The sequence below is a fragment of the Rhodococcus pyridinivorans genome (assembly GCF_900105195.1).
Classification (GTDB): Bacteria; Actinomycetota; Actinomycetes; order Mycobacteriales; family Mycobacteriaceae; genus Rhodococcus; species Rhodococcus pyridinivorans.
The window spans coordinates 1163641-1184595 of the sequence record NZ_FNRX01000002.1; the positions used below are offsets into that span (position 1 = coordinate 1163641).

The 20955-nt window shown below is 68.7% G+C and carries 17 protein-coding genes; 7 read left to right on the forward strand and 10 right to left on the reverse strand.

From position 1 onward, the window contains the following. The first annotated feature begins 186 nt into the window (after positions 1 to 186). On the forward strand, positions 187 to 777 hold the full coding sequence (locus BLV31_RS06160) for a hypothetical protein (protein WP_041803855.1): 591 nt from the start codon (positions 187 to 189) through the stop codon (positions 775 to 777). 16 nt (positions 778 to 793) lie between these two features. Here the strand turns inward: BLV31_RS06160 and BLV31_RS06165 are convergent, their stop codons facing one another. After that, positions 794 to 1606, reverse strand: coding sequence for an alpha/beta fold hydrolase (locus BLV31_RS06165; protein ID WP_064060499.1), 813 nt, complete (start codon positions 1604 to 1606; stop codon positions 794 to 796). A gap of 22 nt (positions 1607 to 1628) precedes the next feature. Continuing rightward, positions 1629 to 3164 (reverse strand): ABC-F family ATP-binding cassette domain-containing protein, encoded by a 1536-nt coding sequence (locus BLV31_RS06170; protein WP_039585018.1) that lies wholly within the window; start codon positions 3162 to 3164, stop codon positions 1629 to 1631. 193 nt (positions 3165 to 3357) lie between these two features. Between BLV31_RS06170 and BLV31_RS06175 the strand changes: the two genes are divergently transcribed. The 3 genes from BLV31_RS06175 (at position 3358) to BLV31_RS06185 (ending at position 7757) form a co-directional block, all read left to right on the forward strand. Beyond that, complete coding sequence (locus BLV31_RS06175; protein WP_064060500.1) at positions 3358 to 5127, forward strand: penicillin-binding transpeptidase domain-containing protein; 1770 nt, start codon at positions 3358 to 3360, stop codon at positions 5125 to 5127. A 78-nt stretch (positions 5128 to 5205) separates the two neighbouring features. After that, on the forward strand, positions 5206 to 6885 hold the full coding sequence (locus BLV31_RS06180; RefSeq protein ID WP_072740553.1) for an NTF2-like N-terminal transpeptidase domain-containing protein: 1680 nt from the start codon (positions 5206 to 5208) through the stop codon (positions 6883 to 6885). Between the two features lie 134 nt (positions 6886 to 7019). Continuing rightward, complete coding sequence (locus BLV31_RS06185; protein ID WP_006552709.1) at positions 7020 to 7757, forward strand: sulfite exporter TauE/SafE family protein; 738 nt, start codon at positions 7020 to 7022, stop codon at positions 7755 to 7757. Positions 7758 to 7778: 21 nt separating this feature from the next. Here the strand turns inward: BLV31_RS06185 and BLV31_RS06190 are convergent, their stop codons facing one another. The 5 genes from BLV31_RS06190 to BLV31_RS06210 form a co-directional block, all read right to left on the reverse strand. Beyond that, a complete protein-coding gene (locus BLV31_RS06190; protein WP_033096407.1) occupies positions 7779 to 9251 on the reverse strand; it encodes a peptide MFS transporter in 1473 nt (490 codons plus the stop codon). 129 nt (positions 9252 to 9380) lie between these two features. Continuing rightward, positions 9381 to 9761: a DUF3054 domain-containing protein gene (locus BLV31_RS06195; protein WP_006552707.1), complete on the reverse strand. Its 381-nt coding sequence runs from the start codon at positions 9759 to 9761 to the stop codon at positions 9381 to 9383. Positions 9762 to 9895: 134 nt separating this feature from the next. After that, complete coding sequence (locus BLV31_RS06200; RefSeq protein WP_064061930.1) at positions 9896 to 10450, reverse strand: YceI family protein; 555 nt, start codon at positions 10448 to 10450, stop codon at positions 9896 to 9898. Positions 10451 to 10539: 89 nt separating this feature from the next. Next, positions 10540 to 11661: a lysylphosphatidylglycerol synthase transmembrane domain-containing protein gene (locus BLV31_RS06205; protein ID WP_228044692.1), complete on the reverse strand. Its 1122-nt coding sequence runs from the start codon at positions 11659 to 11661 to the stop codon at positions 10540 to 10542. Positions 11662 to 11745: 84 nt separating this feature from the next. Then, the gene (locus BLV31_RS06210; RefSeq protein WP_039585012.1) at positions 11746 to 13245 is read right to left on the reverse strand and encodes an adenylate/guanylate cyclase domain-containing protein; all 1500 of its coding nucleotides are present in this window, start codon (positions 13243 to 13245) and stop codon (positions 11746 to 11748) included. A 174-nt stretch (positions 13246 to 13419) separates the two neighbouring features. Here BLV31_RS06210 and macS point away from each other — a divergent pair, with 174 nt between their 5' ends. The 3 genes from macS to BLV31_RS06225 all read left to right on the forward strand — a co-directional run bounded on the left by macS (position 13420) and on the right by BLV31_RS06225 (position 15985). Further along, the gene (gene macS / locus BLV31_RS06215; protein ID WP_039585011.1) at positions 13420 to 14622 is read left to right on the forward strand and encodes a MacS family sensor histidine kinase; all 1203 of its coding nucleotides are present in this window, start codon (positions 13420 to 13422) and stop codon (positions 14620 to 14622) included. Beyond that, positions 14622 to 15248 (forward strand): response regulator, encoded by a 627-nt coding sequence (locus BLV31_RS06220; protein WP_006552702.1) that lies wholly within the window; start codon positions 14622 to 14624, stop codon positions 15246 to 15248. The genes macS and BLV31_RS06220 overlap by 1 nt, the downstream gene beginning before the upstream one ends. Before the next feature lie 62 nt (positions 15249 to 15310). Next, positions 15311 to 15985: a DUF1707 SHOCT-like domain-containing protein gene (locus BLV31_RS06225; protein ID WP_006552701.1), complete on the forward strand. Its 675-nt coding sequence runs from the start codon at positions 15311 to 15313 to the stop codon at positions 15983 to 15985. Positions 15986 to 16042: 57 nt separating this feature from the next. On the opposite strand, the gene BLV31_RS06230 is transcribed toward BLV31_RS06225, so the two are convergent. The 3 genes from BLV31_RS06230 to trmB are packed head-to-tail and all read right to left on the reverse strand — an operon-like array spanning position 16043 to position 20820. Next, positions 16043 to 19375, reverse strand: a complete 3333-nt coding sequence (locus BLV31_RS06230; protein WP_064061929.1) for an MMPL family transporter — start codon at positions 19373 to 19375, stop codon at positions 16043 to 16045. A gap of 9 nt (positions 19376 to 19384) precedes the next feature. After that, complete coding sequence (locus tag BLV31_RS06235) at positions 19385 to 20077, reverse strand: NYN domain-containing protein (RefSeq protein ID WP_006552699.1); 693 nt, start codon at positions 20075 to 20077, stop codon at positions 19385 to 19387. Then, complete coding sequence (gene trmB, locus BLV31_RS06240; protein WP_006552698.1) at positions 20074 to 20820, reverse strand: tRNA (guanosine(46)-N7)-methyltransferase TrmB; 747 nt, start codon at positions 20818 to 20820, stop codon at positions 20074 to 20076. Before trmB ends, BLV31_RS06235 begins: the two co-directional genes overlap by 4 nt. Positions 20821 to 20955 lie beyond the last annotated feature (135 nt).

The following is a 20955-nucleotide window of genomic DNA, read 5'->3' on the forward strand; positions in this document are numbered from 1 at the left end:
GTCCGAGCGGAAATCGGGGGAGCGATGTACGCGGAACGAAGGGACGGCGAAAAGCCGTCGGTCACGACGGACGGCAGGAGCGCTCGCGCAGAGCGCACCCGGCAGGCCGTCATAGAGGCTCATATCGCGCTCATCAGGGCGGGAGAGCTCAAACCCACAGGGGCGCAGATCGCCTCGCGGGCCGGGGTGTCCCTGCGATCGTTGTGGGGACACTTCGGCGACCTCGAGACATTGTTCGCCGTCACCGGCGCCGAGCTGATGCGGCGCCAGGTCGACGCCTACGAGCCGATCGATCCGTCGCTGCCGCTCGAGGAGCGGATCGACGCCTACTGCAGGCAGCGGGCGGAGATGCTCGAATACATCGCGCCGTTCGCACGGTCGTCCGAGATCCGGGTGCCGTTCTCGCGCGAGTTGCAGCGCAACCGCGTGCGTTATCTCGACCGGGCGCGATACGAGATCGGGGCGTTGTTCTCCGACCAGTTCGAGGGCGTCGACGGCACCGTCCGCACCCACATCGAGAACCTGCTGGGTGTGTCGACGACCTGGCCCACCTGGGTGTCGCTGCGGGACGTACTGCGTTTGCCGGTGCCCGAAGCCGTCGAGGTCATGAAGCGGTCGGTGTCGGCGCTGCTCGCGGAGGCATCCGGAGCCGGCCGGCAGCAGGCGGTGGCCCGTGTTGCGCAGGAGAAGGCCGCGGTCGCACCGCACCGGAGGGCGCAGCAGTCCCGGCCGGTGCCGGCGATGACACCGCGGGAACAGGTCGTCGTCCCGGCCTGAGCGCCCGGCCTGAGCATCAGAGCGTGTCGGTCGGTTTCCGACCGGCGCGTGCCGAGAGAAAGGTCTCGACCGCAGGCAGCGCGGCCGAGACCGTCTCGGCATGGTCCACCCCGCGCAGGATCGCGAGTCGCGCACCGGGGACGGTGCGCGACAACGCGCGGGTGTCCTCCACGCGCAGGCGATCGTCCGACCCGACGACGGCGAGCACGGGCACGTCGATGTCGGCGAGCATCTCGTCGTCGATCCCCGGTTCCCGATCCGACCGGCGGAAATAGGCGGCGAGAGCCTGCGCGTCGTTCTTCAGGAAGGCCGAGCGCGTCGCGGGATCGACCGGCGTGCGACGCCGCTCCTCCCAGGCACGGACGAAACCGTCCATGCCCTCGCGCTCGAGCACGTCGACGGTGCCGGGGAAGAACATCGCGTCCATCGATCCCGCCTGGGGGCGTGCGCTCCCGCCGAGCAGCGTCAGACTCGACAGTCTGTCCGGAGCGTCGACGGCGAGCGCGAGTCCCGCACGGGCGCCGAACGAATAGCCGACGTAGTGCACCCGGTCGACCCCGGCCGCATCCAGGACGGCCAGCAGGTCCCCGACGATCGCGTCCATCGCGTAGGCGTCCTCGTCGTGAGGGGTGTCGCTGCGGCCGTGCCCACGCAGGTCGGGCATGACCAGCCGGAAATCCCCGCTGAGTGCCTTCACGTAGCCGAAGGCCCGCCACACCGCCGACGACAGGGCACTGCCGTGGACCAGCAGCACGACCGGTGCCCCCTCGGGACCTGCCGTGGTGAACCGGATCCGGGTGCCGTCGGCGGGATTCGTCGCGTGGCTCATCCCAGCAGTATCGCCGAACGGCTCACCGCCCGAGCTCGACCGACCGATCCACCTCCACCTCCTCCAGGAATCGTTCGTCGTGCGAGACCACCACGAGCGCACCGCTGTAGGCACGCAGGGCCTGGGTCAAGTGCGCGAGACCGGCCAGGTCGAGGTTGTTGGTGGGCTCGTCCAGCAGCAACAACTGCGGAGCGGGATCGGCCGCGAGCACGATCGCGAGCGCGGCCCGCAGTCGTTCCCCACCCGACAGTGCCCCCACGGCGACCTCGGCGTGCCGGCCGCGGAACAGGAAGCGCGCCAGACGTGCCCGCACCTGCTGCGGAGTCAGGTGCGGCGCACGATCCTCGGCGTTCTCCGCGACCGAACGATCGTCGTCGAAGATGTCGAGCCGCTGCGGGAGCAACGCGAAGGGAACGTGGGGTTCCGCCTCGACGATGCGGTGCAGCAGGGTCGTCTTCCCCGACCCGTTGGGGCCGCGCAGCGCGATCCGTTCCGGCCCGACGATCTCGAGCGGTGCGTCCGCCACACGCCGGCCGGGTGGAACCGCGGTTCCGGGCAGGTCGATGCGGATCTCCGGATCGTCGCGCACGGCGTCCTTCGCGCGATCGAGGTTCTCCCGTGCAGTGGTCAGATCCTCCTCGTGCTCACGGCGGAATCGCCCGGCGGATTCCTGCGCCTGCCGTTTGCGCGCGCCCATGACGATCTTGGGTTCGCGCTTCTGCTCGTACATCTTCTGCCCGTAGCGTTGCCGCCGGGCGAGCGTGACGTGCGCCGCCGCCAATTCGCGTGCCTGGCGCCGCACGTCGTTACGGGCGTCCCGCACTGCGGCCCGTGCCGCCTCCTGCTCCTCCGCGACGATCCGTTCGTACTCGCCGAATCCGCCGCCGAACAGGCGCAGAGCCCCGTTGCGCAGTTCGGCGATCGAGTCCATGCGGTCGAGCAGTTCCCGGTCGTGCCCGGCGACGAGCACCGTGCCGGGGAACCGGTCGAGCGCATCCTGCAGGCGCGCACGTCCGTCGGCGTCGAGATTGTTCGTCGGCTCGTCGAGCAACAGCGCGTCCGGCTCGTCGAGCAGGCGTGCGGTGAAGGCGAGCAGCACCGTCTCCCCGCCGGAGAGCTGACCGACGGTGCGGTCGAAATCCCCGACGTCGTGCAGGATCCGGTCGAGGCCGACGCGATGCATGAGCGCAAGAGCGCGGTCCTCGATGTCCCACCGATCGGCTACGACCTCGAAGTCCCGATCGTCGAACGATCCTGATTCGATGCGGCGCAGGGACTTTCGGATATCTCCGATGCCGAGGACGGAATCGACCGGCACCGTCGGATCGAGGGTCACGTCCTGAGGGAGGTAGGCGACCCGTCCCCGCACCGTCGACGAACCGGAGGTCGGGCGGAGTTCACCCGCGATCAACCGGAGCAGGGTGGTCTTCCCGCTTCCGTTGCGTCCCACCAGGCCGATCCGCCCCGCCGGGACGACGGCGTCGAGATCCTGCACGGCGACGGTGCCGTCCGGATGGGCGTAGGAGAGTGCGGACAGCGTGATACCGGATGAAGACATGATGGCTCCCGAAGGGTGAGGGTCGATTGCGCGAGTGCGCGGGGGACGGGACCTCTCACAGGAGCAACGGACTTCTCCGATCGACGGGTACGGGATGCGAACACCATGGTGAGCCCGCACCGTCCGGGATGCAACCGAATATTTCACCCCGACTCCTACCTGCGATAACAGGCACGGGCTCGAAAGTGCAGGCATGATCGGGACCGTGTGGATCCGACTGATCGGTATGGGAGTCGCGACAGTCACGGTGCTGTCGCTGTCGGCGTGTGCCCTCGGCCCCGATCAGCCCGAGACGATCGCGGAGGAGTTCGCTGCCGCTCTCGACGCCGGCGACGTCTCCGGAGCGGCAGCGCTGACCACCGATCCGGTAGCCGCGGAGTCCGCGATCGATGTCCTCTTCGCCGGCCTCGGCCACGACGACCCGACCGTGAGTGTCGCGGGGACGGGCGACGGCGACACCTTCGACCTCGACGTGACGTGGAACTTCGGGGAGGGCCGCGACTGGTCGTACCGCACCACCGGCAGCGCGACGGAGGACCCCGAGGCCGACGCGTGGCGGGTCCGCTGGGACCCCACGGTGCTGTCACCGGAACTGGCGGGCGGCGCGTCGCTGGAGTATCTGACCACCGTCGGCGCCCCGCCGACGATCTTCGACCGGGCCGGGCGGCCGCTCATGGGGGAGCAGGTCGTCACCGTCGTGAACCTGGATGCCACCGCCGATCCCGCCGCGGTCGCTCCCGTGCTGGCCACGGTCGTCCCGACGATCACGGCGGAGAGTCTCGCCGAGCAGGTCGCGGTGGCCGCCGGCGGCGCTGCGGGAGTGATCACACTGCGTGAGGAGGACCTCGCACCGATCGAGGATCGCCTCGCCGCGCTGCCCGGCGTGACGCTCGTGCCGCAGACCCGTCTGCTCACCACCGAGCGCGACCTCGCCTCGCCCGTGTGGTCCGGCCTCGCCGAACTGTGGCAGGAGGGGCAGGACGCCTCGGCCGGCTGGGTGATCCGGCGGGTCGCGGCGGACGGCACGACGAGCCAGGTCGCCGGCGAAGCCGGACCGGAGGCACCCGACCTGACCAGCACGATCGACCTCGACCTGCAGCGACGGGCCGAGGAGGTCCTCGCGGGTTTCGACACGCCCGCGGTGATCGTCGGGATCGAACCCTCGACGGGCGCGATCCGCACGATGGCCCAGAACGACGCGGCCGACGCCGAGGGGCCGATCGCCGCGACCGGCCTCTATCCGCCGGGGTCGACGTTCAAGGTGGTGACGACGGCGGCGGCGCTCGATGCCGGGCTCGCCGAACCCGACACCGTGCTGCCGTGCCCGGGCATCGCCTCGGTCGGCTCACGAACGATCCCGAACGACGAGAACTTCGATCTCGGCCCCGTGCCGCTGCACACCGCGTTCGCGTTCTCGTGCAATACGACCATGGGGCAGCTCGCTCTGGACCTGCCGCCCGACGCCCTGCGCGCCACCGCGGAACGCTTCGGTCTCGGCATCGATTACGTCACGCCCGGTCTCGTCACGGTCACGGGTAACGTGCCGGTCGCAGACACCGATGCTGCCCGCGTGGAGGCAGCGATCGGACAGGGTCGGGTGACGGCGTCGCCTTTCGGGATGGCGCTGGTCGCAGCCTCGGCGGCGAACGGCCGCACGCCGGTTCCGACGATCGTGGAGGGGCAGCCGGCGACCGCGGATCGGGAGGCCGAACCGATGCCCGAGAACGTGCTGACGGCACTGCGAGAGATGATGCGCGAGACTGTGATCGAGGGTACAGCCGGCACGTTGCGCGACATTCCCGATCTGACGGGGAAGACGGGGACGGCGGAGTACGGTGACAACGTCGGGGCGCACGGCTGGTTTATCGGATCACAGGATAATCTTGCCTTTGCGGTGTTCGTGTCGGGGGCGGACGGCTCCGCCCCTGCCGTCGAGGCGGCGGGTCGATGGCTGAGGGGGTAGGACGCGTGGCGCAATTGTGATGTGTTCGTGCACAACGCGTGCTGGTATCTCGTGTGACTGAAGTGAAGGTTGTTACATATGAGATTTCGTGATTGGCGGGGGAAGCGGGGGCGCATCGTCGCGCTGACCGTGTGCCTCGTCGTGGCTGTCGTCGCTCTGACGACGGTTGTGTTCTCGGATTCTCGAAGCGAGGCGCAACGCCTCGTCGACGACTTCGTTGCCGCCCTCGACGATCGTGATGCGGGCGCAGCGGCGGCCCTGACCTCCTACCCGAACGCGGCGGAGGAAACGATCTCGCAGATGTACGACGGTCTGTCCGACGGCACCGTCGACTACGACGTCACCCAGCTGGTCGAACTCAACGACGACTCGGGATACTTCACGCTCTCCGCCGGCTGGAATTTCGGTGAGGGCAAGGACTGGTCGTATCAGGTCACCGGTTCGGTGCGGAAGCTCGCCGTCGGCTGGCGTGTGTCCTGGGACCCGGAGGTCGTCGTCCCCGACCTGTCCGGCGGACGCACCGTCCACCACGTGCGCACCGACGCCGCGCCGCCGAAGATCTTCGACCGCACGGGCCGCCTCCTCATGGAGGAACAGACCATCAACGCCGTGGTGCTCGACCCGGCGGCGATGCCCGACCCCGTCGACACCACCACTCGTCTCGCGGCGGTTCTCGAGCCGGTCGCACCCGTCATCACCGCCCAGCTGATGCAGGAGCGGATGGCGGAGAACCCCGGAAACCGGATCACCGCGGTCAAGCTCCGCGACCAGGACTACCAGTTCCTCGAGGGCGGCATCGTGTCGATCCCCGGGGTCGAGGTGCTCACGACACCCACCCTGATCAGCGCCGATCGGCGGATCTCCACGCCGCTGCTCGACTCGCTGCGCTCGGCCTGGCAGCTCGAACGCGACCGGACGGCAGGCTGGGCGGTCACCCTCGAGGATCCCGAGGAGGGCCCGATCCAGGTGGCGGGCTTCCAGGGCCCGCCGCCTCCGGACCTGCAGGCGACCGTCGACTCCCAGGTGCAGCTCGCCGCGAAGGAAGCGGTCGTCACCGCAGGTACCCCGGCCGCGGTGGTCGCCATCCAGCCCTCGACCGGTGGCATCCTCGCCGCCGACGTCAACAACTGGGCCATGGAACTCGGTCCCGTCATCACCCACGGTCTCTACCCGGCCGGCGGCGTTCTCGATCCGGTCCGGCTCGCGGCCGGCCTCGAGCGCGGCGTCGATCCGAACGACGTGGGATCCGATGACGTCGCCTCGACCGCCCGTCGCCTCGGCCTCGGCGTCGACTACGACGTGCCGGGCTTCGAGTTCGAGACCTCGCAGATCGGGCACAACCGCTCCGGAGTTGTCCAGTTCGCCGGATCGGATTCCGACGAGAACCTGATCACGCCGCTCGGCGCCGCGGTGCTGGCCGCCTCGGTCGCACGGGGCAGCGTCGCTGCCCCGACGATCGTGCAGGGCCAGGAGACGGTCGTCCACGACGCCCCCGAGGCGCTGCCCGGTTCTGTGATCGACGCCCTGCGCGGCATGATGATCGACAACGTGCAGAACGGTCCGGCGTCCTTCCTCCGTGGACACGCCGGTCTCGCGGGTATCGCCGCGGCGAGCGGTGAGGACCGCTGGTTCTTCGGCTACACCGGCGGCGACCTGGCCTTCGCGGTCTTCGTCGCCGATGCCGACGGCGGCGACCGCGCGATCAAGATGGCCGACACCTTCCTGCGCAAGCTCGGAGAACCCCTGCTCGGGGAGTGATCGGCCGGAGGCCGGTCCATGGTGCGCTGATCGGCCGGAGGCCGGTCCATGGTGCGCTGATCCGCCGGAGGCCGGTCCATGGTGCGCTGATCCGCCGGAGGCCGGTCCGCGGCGTACAGGTACGTTGAGCGACCGTGACCGTCCTCGACCTGGCACTGCTCGTGGTTGCCGGATTCTTCGCGGGTGTCGTCGGGTTCGTCACCGGCCTGGCGTCGATCGTCTCGTATCCGGCGTTGCTCGCCGTCGGCCTCCCGCCGGTCGCGGCGAACGTCACCAACACCGTCGCGATGGTCGGTGTGGGTGTCGGGGCGCTGACCAATTCGGCGCGGGAGGTCGTCGACACCGGCCCCCGCGTGTGGTGGTGGACGCTCTACGCCGCGCTCGGCGGCGTGGTCGGTGCGGCTGTCCTGCTCGTCGCGCCGCCCGACTCGTTCGAGGCGATCGTTCCGGGTTTCGTCGCGCTCGCCGCTCTCGCGCTGCTGCTCCAACCACGCATCCGCACCCTGGCCGGCGGTCGCGACCTGCCGCGGGTGTTCTCCGTGGCGGTCTTCGTCGTCGCGGTCTACGGCGGATACTTCGGTGCCGGCGCCGGCGTCGTCTTCTACGCGCTGGTGCTTATCTGCACGTCCGAGCAGATTTGGCGCGCGAGCATCCTCAAGAGCTACCTGCTCGGCGTCGCCAACCTGGTCGCGGCGATCGGGTTCGCAGTCTTCGGACCCGTGCACTGGGGTGCGGCGGCCGCCATGGCCGTCGGCGCGTTCGCGGGTGGCTACTGCGGTCCGCCGCTCGTGCGGCGCATACCCCCGAACCTGCTGCGCGTGGGTGTCGCGCTCGCAGGGTTCGGGTTGGCGGTATGGCTCGCTCTCCGCTGAGCAGCGTCCTGTGCAGTGGTGCTACTGCACGCCGTGCATGAGCTTCTTGATGTGCGGCGCGAAGAGGGCCAGCACGATGCCCACTGCGATCGACGCTCCGCCGATCCACAGGTAGTACGGCACCTCGTTGTTCTCGTCGTAGAACCCCGCGAGGGTGCCGGCCATGGCCGTACCGCATGCGACGGACAGGTAGAACAACGCGACCATCTGCGTGTGGAAGTTCTTCGGCGCGAGCTTCGTCGACAGCGACAGTCCGACGGGGGACAGGAACAGCTCGGCGAAGGTGAACAGCAGCAGGATGAAGACCAGTCCGAGCAGCGGAGCGCTGTTGGGGCCGCCACCGGCCATGGGGATGAAGCACAGGAAGGCGATGCCCATGATGATCGTGCCTGCGGCGAACTTGATGGGCGACGAGGGCTGACGCGGTCCGAGTTTGGTCCACACGGCGGCGAAGACACCCGCGAACAGGATGATGAAGACCGGGTTGATCGACTGCACCCAGGACGGCGGGAACTCCCACCCGAACAGATTACGGTCCAGGCGTGTGTCGGCGTAGACGGCGACCATCGTGAACTGTTGCTGGAAGAGCGACCAGAACACCGCGCTCGCGATGAACATCGGGATGAACGACAGCACCCGGCTGCGCTCGACCGGCGTGATCTGCTTGCTCGACAGCATGAGGACGAAGTAGGTGATCGTCGCGATGATGGTCAGGGCGACGACGATGTCGGACATGTTGCTCGTCGTGACGAGGCCGGTCAGCGCGGCGACCGCGATGAGGACCACGGCGACCAGACCGATCCCGGCGGCTTTCGTGCGCGTCTCGGCGGGAAGCGGATGGGGTGGCACCTTGCCGATGTCGCCGAGATGCTTGCGATAGATCGTGTACTGCAGCAGGCCGAGGAACATGCCGACCGCGGCGAGACCGAAGCCCCAGTGGAAGCCGTAACGCGTCTGTAGGAAGCCGGTGAGCAGCGGGCCGACGAGCGCGCCGATGTTCACGCCCATGTAGAAGATGGAGAAACCGGCGTCGCGTCGCGGGTCCTGCTCGTCGTAGAGATCGCCGACGATCGACGTCGCCGTGGCCTTCAGACCACCGCTACCGAACGCGACCAGCACCAGGCCGATACCCACCCCGACGAAACCGGGCAGCACCGCGAGCGCGATGTGGCCGAACATGATGAGCACGGCGCTGTAGAACAGGGTCCGTTCGGAACCCAGCAGCCGGTCGGCGATCCACGCCCCGAGAATCGTCGACAGGTAGACCGTGCCGCCGTAGGCGCCGACGATGGAGGTCGCAGCCCCCTGGCTGATCCCCAGCCCGCCCTCGGATGCCGAGTAGTACAGGTAGTAGATCAGGATGCCCTGCATGCCGTAGAAGGAGAATCGCTCCCACATCTCGACACCGAACAGGTTGGCCAGGGGTAGTGGCTGACCGAAGAACCGATGGTCGGATCGCGACCCGGTCAGAGTAGGTGGTTCCAGCGTGGACATGATCTCCACTGTTCCACCGCACGGGGCGCGAGCGCGAAAAATTCGCGTATCCCGCGGTCGCAGATCACACTTCGCGTGCGAGTGCGAGAGCTGCGACCGGAGGGTCGGTACTGGTCGACCTCGGCGAGGTCAGTGAGCGTCGACCTTGCGGTGCTGGAGCAGTCCGACGACCACGCGCCAGCCCACCAGGAACAGGCCCAAGAAGATCGTCGCGACGATGATGAAGGCGGTTGCGGTGCCCTGACCGGTGACGGCCCGCAGCAGCATCCCCACGACGAGGGTGCTCACCCACACGAGCAGTCCGGTGGGAACGGCCGCGAAGGCGTCGAACTTGTCGCGGTAGAGCCACGCGGTGAAGAACCATCCGACGGTGAGGCCGCCGAGGAACGGCCACGCCGTTCCTGCGAGCCCCACGAGATCGAGCACTTCGTCGTGACTGGAACGACCGAGCACGGCGAATACGACGACGAGAACGACGTCGATCGCCAACGCCGGGATGTACTTCTTCACGGGTCCAGAGTAGCGGCGGCGCGGGGCGCGTCGGAATCTCCGGCGCGTGCTCTCGAGCACGATCCGGACCGGTAGAGCGGGTGGAACGCGGCAGCGCCCCTGCCGGAGCAGGGGCGCTGTCTGTGCGAGAGGGGTCAGGCCTGCAGGCCGGCCTCGATCTCGAGGGTGATGGTGATCTTGTCGCCGACGACGGCTCCGCCGCCTTCGAGCGGCATTTCGATGCTGATGCCGAAATCCTTGCGGTTGATGACGGTGGTGGCCTCGAAGCCGGCGACCGGGCCCTGGCCCATGCCGGGGTTGACGCCGTTGAACTCGAGCTTCAGGTTGACCGGGCGGGTGACGCCGTGGAGCGTGAAGTCGCCCGTGACGATGTAGTTATCACCGTCGGCACGCACGTCGGTCGAGGTGAAGGTGGCGACGGGGAACTGCTCGGCGTCGAAGAAGTCGGCGGAGCGGACGTGCGCGTCGCGGTCGGCGTTCTTGGTGTTGATCGACTTGACGTCGATCTCGGCGTTCACCGATGCGGTGCCGTCCTCGGCGACGGTGATGGCGCCGGAGAAGTTCTCGAAGGTGCCGCGAACCTTGCTGACGACGAGGTGCCGGACGGTGAAGCCCACGTTCGAGTGGACGGGATCGATGGCCCAGGTGCCGGTGGTCAGGCCGGGGAAGGTGGTGGTGGCGGTCGTCATGGTGGTCCTCCTCGATGGTCAAACTTTCAACTGCTTGTCGACAAGCATGCCACCAAATAGTTGCATGCGCAACTACATCGTGAGGTGGATCACGCCGGCTCGGGATTCTCGACCGGACGACGCCGCCGCTCCAGGGCGCTGCGCTCGTGTTCTGCGCGCTCGGCGATCGGATCGATCTCGTCGGGTCCGTTGCCCCGGTACATCGCGGCGACGGTGGCCCAGCCCGCCAGGGCCACGAACGCGAAGCTCACCATCCGATACACGAAGACCGCTGCCAGCGACTGCGACGCGCTCAGCCCGGCAGCGGTGAGCGTCGCGATGAGGGTGCCGTCCACGAATCCGAGGCCGCCCGGTGCGAGCGGCACGCTGCCCACGGCCTTCGCCGCCGCGAACGCGATGAACAACCCCGCCACCGACGGGGAGCCGCCGACAGCCCAACACGCCAGTCCGAGGCACGCGACATCGGCTGCACGGTGCACGGCCGACCACGCCACCGCGGCCACACCGTCGCGACGCGCGAGTTCGACGGACTCGAGCTGCGCGAGGGTGCGTTCGAAGACGTCGAAGCCGGTGTCCCTCGGCTTCCTCGTGATGCGGTTGACCCGACGGAGCACCCACGTGCCCGCCGCCTCGATCGACGTGGGGTTCTTCGCGACGTACCGCAGGCCGAAGATCAACGCGATCGCGCCCGCGAGCGACAACACGAGAGTGACGGGGCTGATCCGGCTGCCGACCGCGAACGCACCGATCATGCCCACCGACGCCAGGGTCACGGCCGCGATGACGCCGGAAACCGCGAGTTGCCACGAGGCGACCACGGGGGTCGCACCCCACTTGCGGGTCTGCTTGTAGGTGAAGGCCGTGGAGAAGACCGGACCTGCGGGTAGGGTCACCGCCATCGCCGTGCTGCCGTAGATCACCGACGCCGAACGCCAGTGCCCGACGCGCACCCCGCCGGCGCGGAGCAGTCGCTGCTGCACTCCCGCGAAGCCGCTGAGGGAGATCATCTGCGCCAGCACGGCCGCCGCGAACCAGCCCCAGTGCATCTCCGTGACCGCGCGCCACGAGTCGCTCATCGTCGGCCACAGGTAGATCGCCTCGACCGTCAGCAGAGCCACGAGGGCGATCGCCGACACCCACTTGATCCACCGGAACGAGCCCCGACGCGGCGTGGCGTCGGGGCATGGAGGATCGTCGTGCGGCTGCGCCACGCTGTTCACCGTAACCGACCGTCGGGTCACGAAGAGGGCGCTGTGGCCGTTCCGCGTCGTTCGCGGGTGTCGCGGGACGGACCGTCACTCGTCCGTCGAAGTGTCCGTCCCGTTCGCTTCTCCGGGGGCTCCGGGATAGCGAACCGGCCATGCGAGATGGGTCATCCGCCGCCGGCCGCGAAGCTGCACCTCGTCGCCGAGTTCCCAGTGGCTGCGCTCCTCGTCGTCCGCGAAGTACAACGCGCTCGACGACGCGAGAACCCTACTCGGACGCAGTTTCGCCAGCTCGGTCAGGCGCGAGGCCTCGTTGACCGGGTCGCCGATCACCGTGTACTCGAAGCGCTCCGCCGCGCCGATGTTGCCGGCCACCGCGAGTCCCGCCGACACGCCGATCCCGACATCGAGTCCGGTGATCTCGTCCAGAGCGAAACGCAGTTCGCGGGCCGCCGCGAGCGCCGCCGTGGGGGCGTCCGGCCGGTCGAGGGGAGCGCCGAAGATCACCAATGCCGCGTCGCCCATGAACTTGTTGACGAAGCCGTGATGATGGTCGACCACCTCGACGACGACACGGAAGAACTCGTTGAGCAGTTCGACGACCTCGCTCGGTGGGCGCTCGGCGGCCGTCGCCGTCGAACCCACCATGTCGACGAACAGCACCGCGACGTAGCGCGTCTCACCACCGAGCTCGGTGCCGTACTGCAGGGCCCGGCGCGCGACGTCCTCACCGACGTGCTGACCGAACAACTCCCGTAGACGCCGGCGTTCGTCGGACTCGGCCATCATGCGGTTGAAGCCGACCTGTAGGCGTCCGATCTCACTGCCGTCGAACACCTCGACCTGCACTCCCGAGGCGCCGCGTTGCACGCGTTCGATCGCCCAGCGCAACTGCTTGATCGGGTCGGAGATCTGCGCCGACGTCAGCAGCGACAACACGAGCGCGAGACCGATCGACGTCACCGCGAGAGCGAGCACGGACAGGGCGAGCGCGTCGGCGTCGAAGTCGGTGTTGGCGCTCAACTGCGTCACGCACAGCAGCACGATCCCGGCGACCGGCATGAGCGTGCCCAGGCCCCAGGTCATGGCCAGGCGCGTGCCGACGCCGGGAGCCATCGTCCGGTCGAAGTTTCCCTCGCTCAGCGCCCGCGCGGCGACCGGCCGCAGGATGCGTTCACCGAGCATGTAGGTGAAACCGAAGGTGCTGGTCGCGGCCATTGCGACGGTGACCGAGACCGCCACCGCGAGCGACGGCATCTCCTCGGCGGTGAGGAAGACGAAGAGCACGCCGCCGAGCAGCCACAGACCGAGGTGCACGATCGCCTGTCGCAGCGGGGCGTGCAGGGCCGCCATCTGTTCGGCCCGGGTGGGCGGGCCGCCGCGGAGCTGCCACCGGACGACAGAGCGCAGCGTGATCGCTGCGGCGCCGAGGCTCACGATGCCGGCGAAGACCAGGTACACCGCGAAGACCGCGAAGTTGCGGACCCGATCCGCGATGATGGCGTCGGTCTCGGCGATGGGGATGCCGTACCGGACGAAGGCGAACACGAGCATCGCACCGAACAGGTTCGACGCGCCCATGGAGACCATGTAGAGCGGCCAACGACTCCGCAAGGTGGCGGCGACAGCTCGGTACGACCTCAGCACGACTTCAAATCAAACCACTGTGCGGACGGTCACAGGATGGGGCGGTCACTGTTGGAGGCGCGGAGTGGTTGGATTCACTCGCCCCACCTACTGTGACGAAAGGTGCGAAACGTACACATGAGGCCGCCTCCGACCGGTCCCGACGCGGATGCACCCCTGTGGCGGGCCGCCCAGGTCTTCCGGCTCGTGACCGTCGCATATGCGGTGGGATCGCAGTTCTCGACCGTCGTGAACTACACCCGTCCGGGCTTGTCGTGGTTCTTCACCGGGGTGCTCGTGACGTGGTCGCTCGTCTCGGCGGTGTTGCTCTCCCGCGAGGCACGACTGCGCCGCACGGTCACCGTGGTGGACCAGATCCTCGCCGTCGCGTTGATGGCGGCGACCCGGCTGGTCGCCGACCACGACTGGTACAGCAACCACCAGACCATGCCCACCACGCTGTGGGTCGCCAACGCCGTGCTGTCGGCCGCGATCCTCGGCGGTCCGCTCACGGGCATCGGCTCGGCGCTGCTGATGTCCGTCGTCAGCGCGGTGGTGCGCGACCAGATCAACCTCGACCTGTGGCGCGACGCGACGGCGCCGGTGCTCGTCGCGTGCGGTGTGGCAATGGGTTTCGCCACCACCACCGCGCGCAGTGCGCACCGGCAACTCGAGCAGGCCGTGCGCGTGGCAGCGGCCACCGAGGAACGGGACCGGCTCGCCCGGCAGGTGCACGACGGCGTGCTGCAGGTGCTCGCGCTCGTGCAGCGGCGCGGACTCGAGCTGGGCGGTGATGCGACGGAACTCGCCGAGTTGGCCCGCGAACAGGAGACCGCGCTGCGGCAGCTGATCTCCGAACAGGACACCGACGTCGACCGCGGCGGTGAGCATGCCGACCTCACCGCCCTCGTCCGGGCCAGGGCCGGGACCGGTGCGACGGTGTCCGCGCCCGCCGGCCCGATCATGATCCCGCGGGATCGAGCGGAGGAACTCGCGGCGCTCACGACAGCGGCGCTGTCGAACACGCAACTGCACGCCGGCGCCGGTGCCGCCGCCTACATCCTCCTCGAGGATCTCGGCGACGAGATCGTACTCAGCATCCGGGACGACGGCGTCGGGATCGAACCGGGCAGACTCGACGAAGCTCGCGAACAGGGACGCATGGGGGTGTCCAAGTCGATCGTCGGGCGAGCGGAATGGCTCGGCGGCGTCGCACTGCTCGACAGCGATGTAGGCGAAGGAACCGAATGGGAGATCCGGGTACCGAAGGGGAATGAGTGGCCGAGATCAGCGCGGAAACACACGAGAACAGCACAGAAGAACGCAGCACCGTCAGCGTGATGGTGGTCGACGACCACCCGATCTGGCGCAACGCCGTCGGACGTGACCTCGAGGAGGCCGGGTTCACCGTCGTCGCCGAGGCCGACGGTGTCGCGAGCGCCGCGCGCCGTGCCGCCGTCGTCCGCCCCGACGTCGTGCTCATGGACATGGCGATGCCCGACGGCACCGGCACCGAGGCGACCCGCGCGGTCCTCGAGGTCTCCCCGGACAGCCGGGTGCTGGTCCTGTCGGCGTCCTCCGAACGCGACGACGTCCTCGGCGCGGTCAAGGCGGGCGCGTCCGGCTATCTCGTGAAGAGCGCCTCGGTGCACGAACTCGTCGACGCCGTCCTCGCGACCGCGCGGGGACAGGCCGTCTTCACCCCCGGACTGGCCGGGCTCGTGCTCGGCGAGTACCGCCGGATGTCGAACGACGTCGCCGACCGGAGACCCCCACCGACCCTGACCGGCCGGGAGACCGAAGTGTTGCGTCTCGTCGCGAAAGGGTTGTCGGCGAAACAGATCGCAGCGCGACTGACGCTCAGCCACCGCACGGTGGAGAACCACGTCCAAGCGGCGCTACGCAAACTGCAGCTCGCCAACCGCGTCGAACTCACCCGCTACGTCATCGAACAGGGCCTCGAATAGCGCTCCGCACAGTGGCTCCGACGACTTCGGAGGCATACCGTTCGTCCCGTTAAGCTCAGGGCATGGAACCGAAGGATCTGCGGGTGTCGGACGCCGAGCGCGAGCACGTCGGCGAACTTCTGCAGCGGGCGGTCGGGCAGGGAATGCTCTCGCTCGGGGAGTTCACCGAACGGATGGACACCGTCCTCGCGGCCAAGACCCGAGGCGACCTGAACCAGGTGCTCGTCGACCTGCCCGGTATCCAGATCCGGCCCGAGTTCCAGGAGCAGAATCTGCCGGGCATGTCGCAGGCGCACTATCCGGCGCCGAGTGCGGCCGGCTACCCCGCGCCGAGTGCAGCTGCTTTCCCCGCGACCGGCCAGGGCGCTCCTCTCGTGATCAAGGGCCGCGTCTCCGGCATCGAACGCAAGGGTCGCTGGCACGTGCCGCCCGCCGTCGTTCTCGACACCGTCGCGTCCTCCGTGACCCTCGATTTCACCGAAGCGGTGATGCAGACGCAGGTCGTGCGGATCGACGTGAGCGACTACCTCAGCTCGATCAACATCGTGCTCCCCGCCGAGGCCACGGCCGACGTCAACGGCGTCGAGAACGTCGCGTCGAGCGTGTCGTCGAAGGTGCGCGGCGGAGCGCCGTACGGACCGCTGCACGTCGTGGTGACAGGCAAGGTCCGCGGCGGGAGCTTCAACGTCACCCATCCGCTGTCCACGCGGCTGCGGAAGTTCTTCAACGGCAGCTGACCCCGGAAACACCCGAGGCGACCCGCTCTGCGGGTCGCCTCGAGTTCGTTCGTCAGATCAGTCGCGACGCTGCCGGGCGATCAGCTCACTGACGCTGATCGAACGGCCGCTGTCGGGACCGTGGCGTCCACGCCTCCGCGACTCCGCGTCGTTCTGCTCCGGCTGCGATTCGTCCGCTCGCGCTTCCGGCCGCTCGCCGGCCGGGCGGGGCGGCTGCTCCGGACCACGGGACCGGGAGGGCAGAGGCGGACGGGGACCGTTCTGTGTCGGCGGCTGCATGCCCTGCGTCGGCGGCTGCTGAGTGCCCGGCACGGGCGGTCGGGCAGGTCCCTGCGCCGGAGGTCGCTGGGCCTCCGATGTCGGGGGACGTTGCGAGTCCGGCGCCGAGGGGCGCGGTGCGTCGGAAGTGGGCCTCGGTCGCTGGGCCGAAGACTCCCCGCCGGGCGACGTACGGCGCAACTGCGACAGCCAGTTCTCGATCGCCTGCGGATCCCGTCCACGACCGGTGCCGGGTTCGCTCGGACGCGGAGCCGGGGCACCGGGCAGAGCTTCCGCATCGCCCGGGACAGCGGGCGGTCGGATGAAGGACTGCGGCAGCGGCGGCGGAACCTCCCCGCGCTGACGGCGGGGGAGCGGAGGCACCGACGACGGCGACGACGGGTCGGACGCACCGCGCTGTGTGGCATCGAGCGCACCGCGCTGTGTCTGATCGAGCGCACCGCGCTGCGTGACATCGCGCTGCGGCATCTCGGGGGCACGACGTTCGGGCTTCTCCGGGACACCCTTCTCCGGGCCTCCGAGCCCCGGAAGAGCCGAGCCGTTGCGCTCGTCCACCGGCGGCCGACCCTCCGGGCGACGACGCGGCTCCGGGATCGGACGCGACGGACGCCCCGGACCCGTACCGGGCTGCACCGGACGGCTCGCCGGCATCGGACGCCCGGCTGCGGGCGGCACCCGTTCGCCGTTCCGCGGAGCAGCAGGGGGACGACCGGACGCGGGCGCGGCCGGACGGACCGGGGGGCGGCCCGGGGCCTGCCGTCGCACCGGCGGCGGCGTGAGATCGCGGAGCTTGCGCTGTTCGGCGGCCGGCCTCGGCGGAGCGATCTTGGGCAGCGGCTGCGTGAGGTCGGAGCCGCCCTCGAAGGCACCTGCCGGGAAGCGGTGCGCGCCCGTGGCCGCGACCGTCGCCGGCCCGAACATGCCGACGGTGATGAGCTCGGGAACGTCCTCGGGCATCAGTTCGTCGGCGAGGATCGGCTCGCCCAAGCCGATCTTCTCCTGGATCCGCTTCATCCACGCCGGAGCCCACCAGCAGTCGTCGCCGAGCAGCTTCATCACGGCGGGCACGAGGAACATGCGGATGACGGTCGCGTCGATGATCAGCGCGGCGATCATGCCGAACGCGATGTACTTCATCATCACCAGCTCCGAGAACCCGAAGGCACCGGTGACGACGATAAGGATCAGGGCGGCCGCGGTGATGATGCGACCGGTGTGGGCGGTACCGATACGGATCGACTCGGTGGTGCTCGCCCCCATCGATCTCGCCTCGACCATTCTGGAGAGCAGGAACACCTCGTAGTCGGTCGACAGGCCGTACACGATCGCGATGATCAGCACGAGCACCGGCGACATGATCGGCCCCGGGGTGAAGTTGAGCAGGTCGGCGCCGTTGCCGTCGATGAAGATCCAGGTGAGGATGCCCAGCGTCGAGCCGAGACCCAGGGCGCTCATCAACACGGCCTTGACCGGCAGCACGAGCGAGCCGAACGCCAGGAACATCAGCAACGTCGTCAACAGCACGACGACCACGACCATCAGCGGCAGGGTCTCGAGCAGGGCCCCGATGGAGTCCTGCTCGATCGCCGGGGTGCCGCCGACGAGCACTTCGACACCCTCGGGCCATTCGGCTGCGTGCAGGTACTCGACGGTGTCGGCGGACTCGTTGCGGTCGGTCAGACCGGCCTTGAGCACACGGACGCCGTCCTTCGCGGGGCCGGTGATCTGGAACTTCTCGACGAGGCCGGGAGCTTCGCTCGCCGTCGTGATGATCTTGTTGAGGTCGCCGCCCTCGGCGCCGCGGACCACGAGCTTGACCGGCTCGGCGCGCTGGCCGGGGAACAGTTCGTCGAAGGTCTCCTGCGCGACGCGCGTGGGGTGCTCGGGCGGCAGGTAGGTCTCGTTGATGCCGCCGAACTTGATGCCGGTCAGCGGCATGATGAGCAGCAGCAGGCCGATGACCGTCGGGATGGTCACCTTCATCGGGTTGACCATCACCCAGCGGCACAGGCGGCCGAGGAAACTGTTCTCGACCTGCTCGTTCGACTGGATCTGCCCGAAGCGTTTCATGCCGAACTTGTCGATGCGCCTGCCGAGGATGCTCAGGATGGCGGGCAGGATCGTGATCGACAGCAGGGCAGCCAGTGAGACCGCCGAGATCGCGCCGTAGGCGACCGACTTGAGGAAGCCCTGCGGGAACAGCACGAGACCACCGAGGCTGGTGACGACCATCGTCGCCGAGAACACCACCGTGCGACCTGCGGTGACGACGGTGCGTCGCACCGCCGCCGGGGTGTCGTAACCCTCGGCGAGTTCCTCACGGAACCGCGACACCATGAACAGGCCGTAGTCGATCGCCAGGCCCAGGCCGATCAGTGAGACGACCGGTGCGACGAACGAGTTGACCTCGGTGAAGTTGGTGATCAACCGGACGATGCCGTTCGCCGCGACGATCGTGAGACCACCGGTGATCAGCGGGAGAGCGGCCGCGACGACGCCGCCGAAGACGAAGAACAACAGGATGCCGACGGCCGGGATCGCGAGGATCTCCATGCGCTTGATGTCGTTGGCCATCGTGTCGTTCAGTGCGCCGGAGATCGGCTGCAGACCGGCGAGCTGCACGTCGACGCCGTCGATGTAGAAGGCGTCCTTGATCTCGCGGAAGTTGCCGGTCAGCTCCGTGTCGTCCTCGCCGGCGATCGCGACCGACGCGATCGCGTGCTGACGCGACGGATCGGCCAGCGACGGCAGCGACGGCGCGTCGTCGGTGGGCCAGTACGCACCGTTGATCTTGAGGATTTCGTCGGGATGCTCGGCGACCAGCGAGTTCAGGCTGTCGGTGACCTTCGCCGCGAACTCGGGATCGTCGACCGTGCTGCCCTCGGGTGCCGTGTACAGCACCAGCACGTCGCCCGCGGTGTCGCGGCCGAAGGTGCCGTCGGCGAGCTTGGCAGCGGCGACGGACTCCGAACCGGGATCGTCCCAGCCGCTCTGGCTGAGGTGATCGTTCAGGCTCAGCCCGTACCCGGCGAGCGCGAGCAACCCCGCGACCATCACCGCAATGACGGTGAAGCGCGCGCGGTAGACGAGCTCTCCCCAACGGTCGAACACGTAAGTCTCCTATTCGGCGACGCTCTTGCGCCCCACCAGGAGAGCAGAAAGCGGTCGGAACGGCTGCAGCCAGGCACCCTCGTCGGGCAGCGATTCCAGGCTGACGCGGGGCAGCGGTTCGCGGAACACACCGGGAATGTCCTCGAGATCGAGGAACTGGATGATCTCGGAGGTCACCGCCCAGCTGGCGTGCTCGCGGAAACCGAGCACCTGGGTCGCGATGCCCTCCTGTGCGAGCCGCTCGAGGGGTTCACGGAACGCCTGCCCGTCGGCGGAGGCCACCATGACACCCGCGAGACCTTCCCGGTGCCTCAGCTCGATGTGGTCCAGCATGTCGGAGTCGACATCGCTGTCCTCGTCGATCTTCGGCTTGGCGAACACCGCGAAGCCCACATTACGCAAGGCCTCGACCCAGGGGCGGACGACGTCCGCGCTGCCGGGGGCGATATTGGTGAACACCGTGGCTTCGGGTTCGAGGGTCGCGGAGTGCAGACGCGACAGTTCGGCGGTGCGTCCGAGCAGCCACCGGCCGAGAGCGTCGAAGCGCGGGCGGTAGGCCGCGGTGGGCCGGCCGCCGAGGATCGCGCCGAGGCCCATGTCGAGGTTGGGTGCGTCCCAGACGAGCAGGACCTTTCGGACCGGCTCGACACCGTCGATCGCGGAGGGGTCGGTCACGCCGGGAAGCTCTTCATGGACACTCATGCTCCGATCTTCCCCCAGACGAACTCGTTGATAGCGCTACCCACCTGGTGTGCCTTGTCCTCGAACTTGGTGACGGGGCGTTCGAGGCTGATCGGGGAGGTGCCGGTGAAGCGGGCGAGGCGCGGTTCGGCATCGCCCACCTCGGCGATGGCCTCGGCGTAATCGGCGTGGTCGGTGGCCACGTGCAGCACTCCACCGGGCTTCAATCGGTCGGCGATCAGAGCGAACGTCGGGGCCTGCAGGAGTCGGCGCTTGTGGTGGCGGGCCTTGGGCCACGGATCCGGGAAGAACACCCGCACGCCGGTGAGTGACGCGGTGGTCAGCATCTTCTCGAGCACCTCGACGGCGTCGCCGCGCAGGATCCGCAGGTTCCGGATCGGCGCGTCGGTGTTGCAGCTGCGTTCGATGTTCTGCAGTGTCTGGGCGATGCCGGGCTTGTAGACCTCCACGGCGATGAGGTTCACCTCGGGCTCGGCTTGGGCCATAGCGACCGCGGCGGTTCCTGTTCCGGATCCGATCTCGAGGACGAGGGGCGCGGAGCGACCGAACCAGGCGTCGACGTCGAGCGGTTCGTCGCCGACTTCCTTGCCGAGTTCGGGCCAACGACGGTCCCAGCACTGCTGCTGGGGGTCGGTCAGCGATCCACGGCGGGACCGGAAACTCGTCACCCTGGGGTATAGGCGGTTCCCGCGGGTCGGGCGCTCCTCGAGCGTCTCGGTGGTGTGCTGATCGGCTTCGTTCACCGGTCCATTGTCGCGTATTCCGAGAGTGTGTGGCGGGAGTGACCTGAGTGGCCACAGTGTTTTCTCAGGGAAGCATTCGTTCGGCTGCCTGTCAGCGATCTCTCTGCGACAATTTCCGCCGACGATCGGGGGATC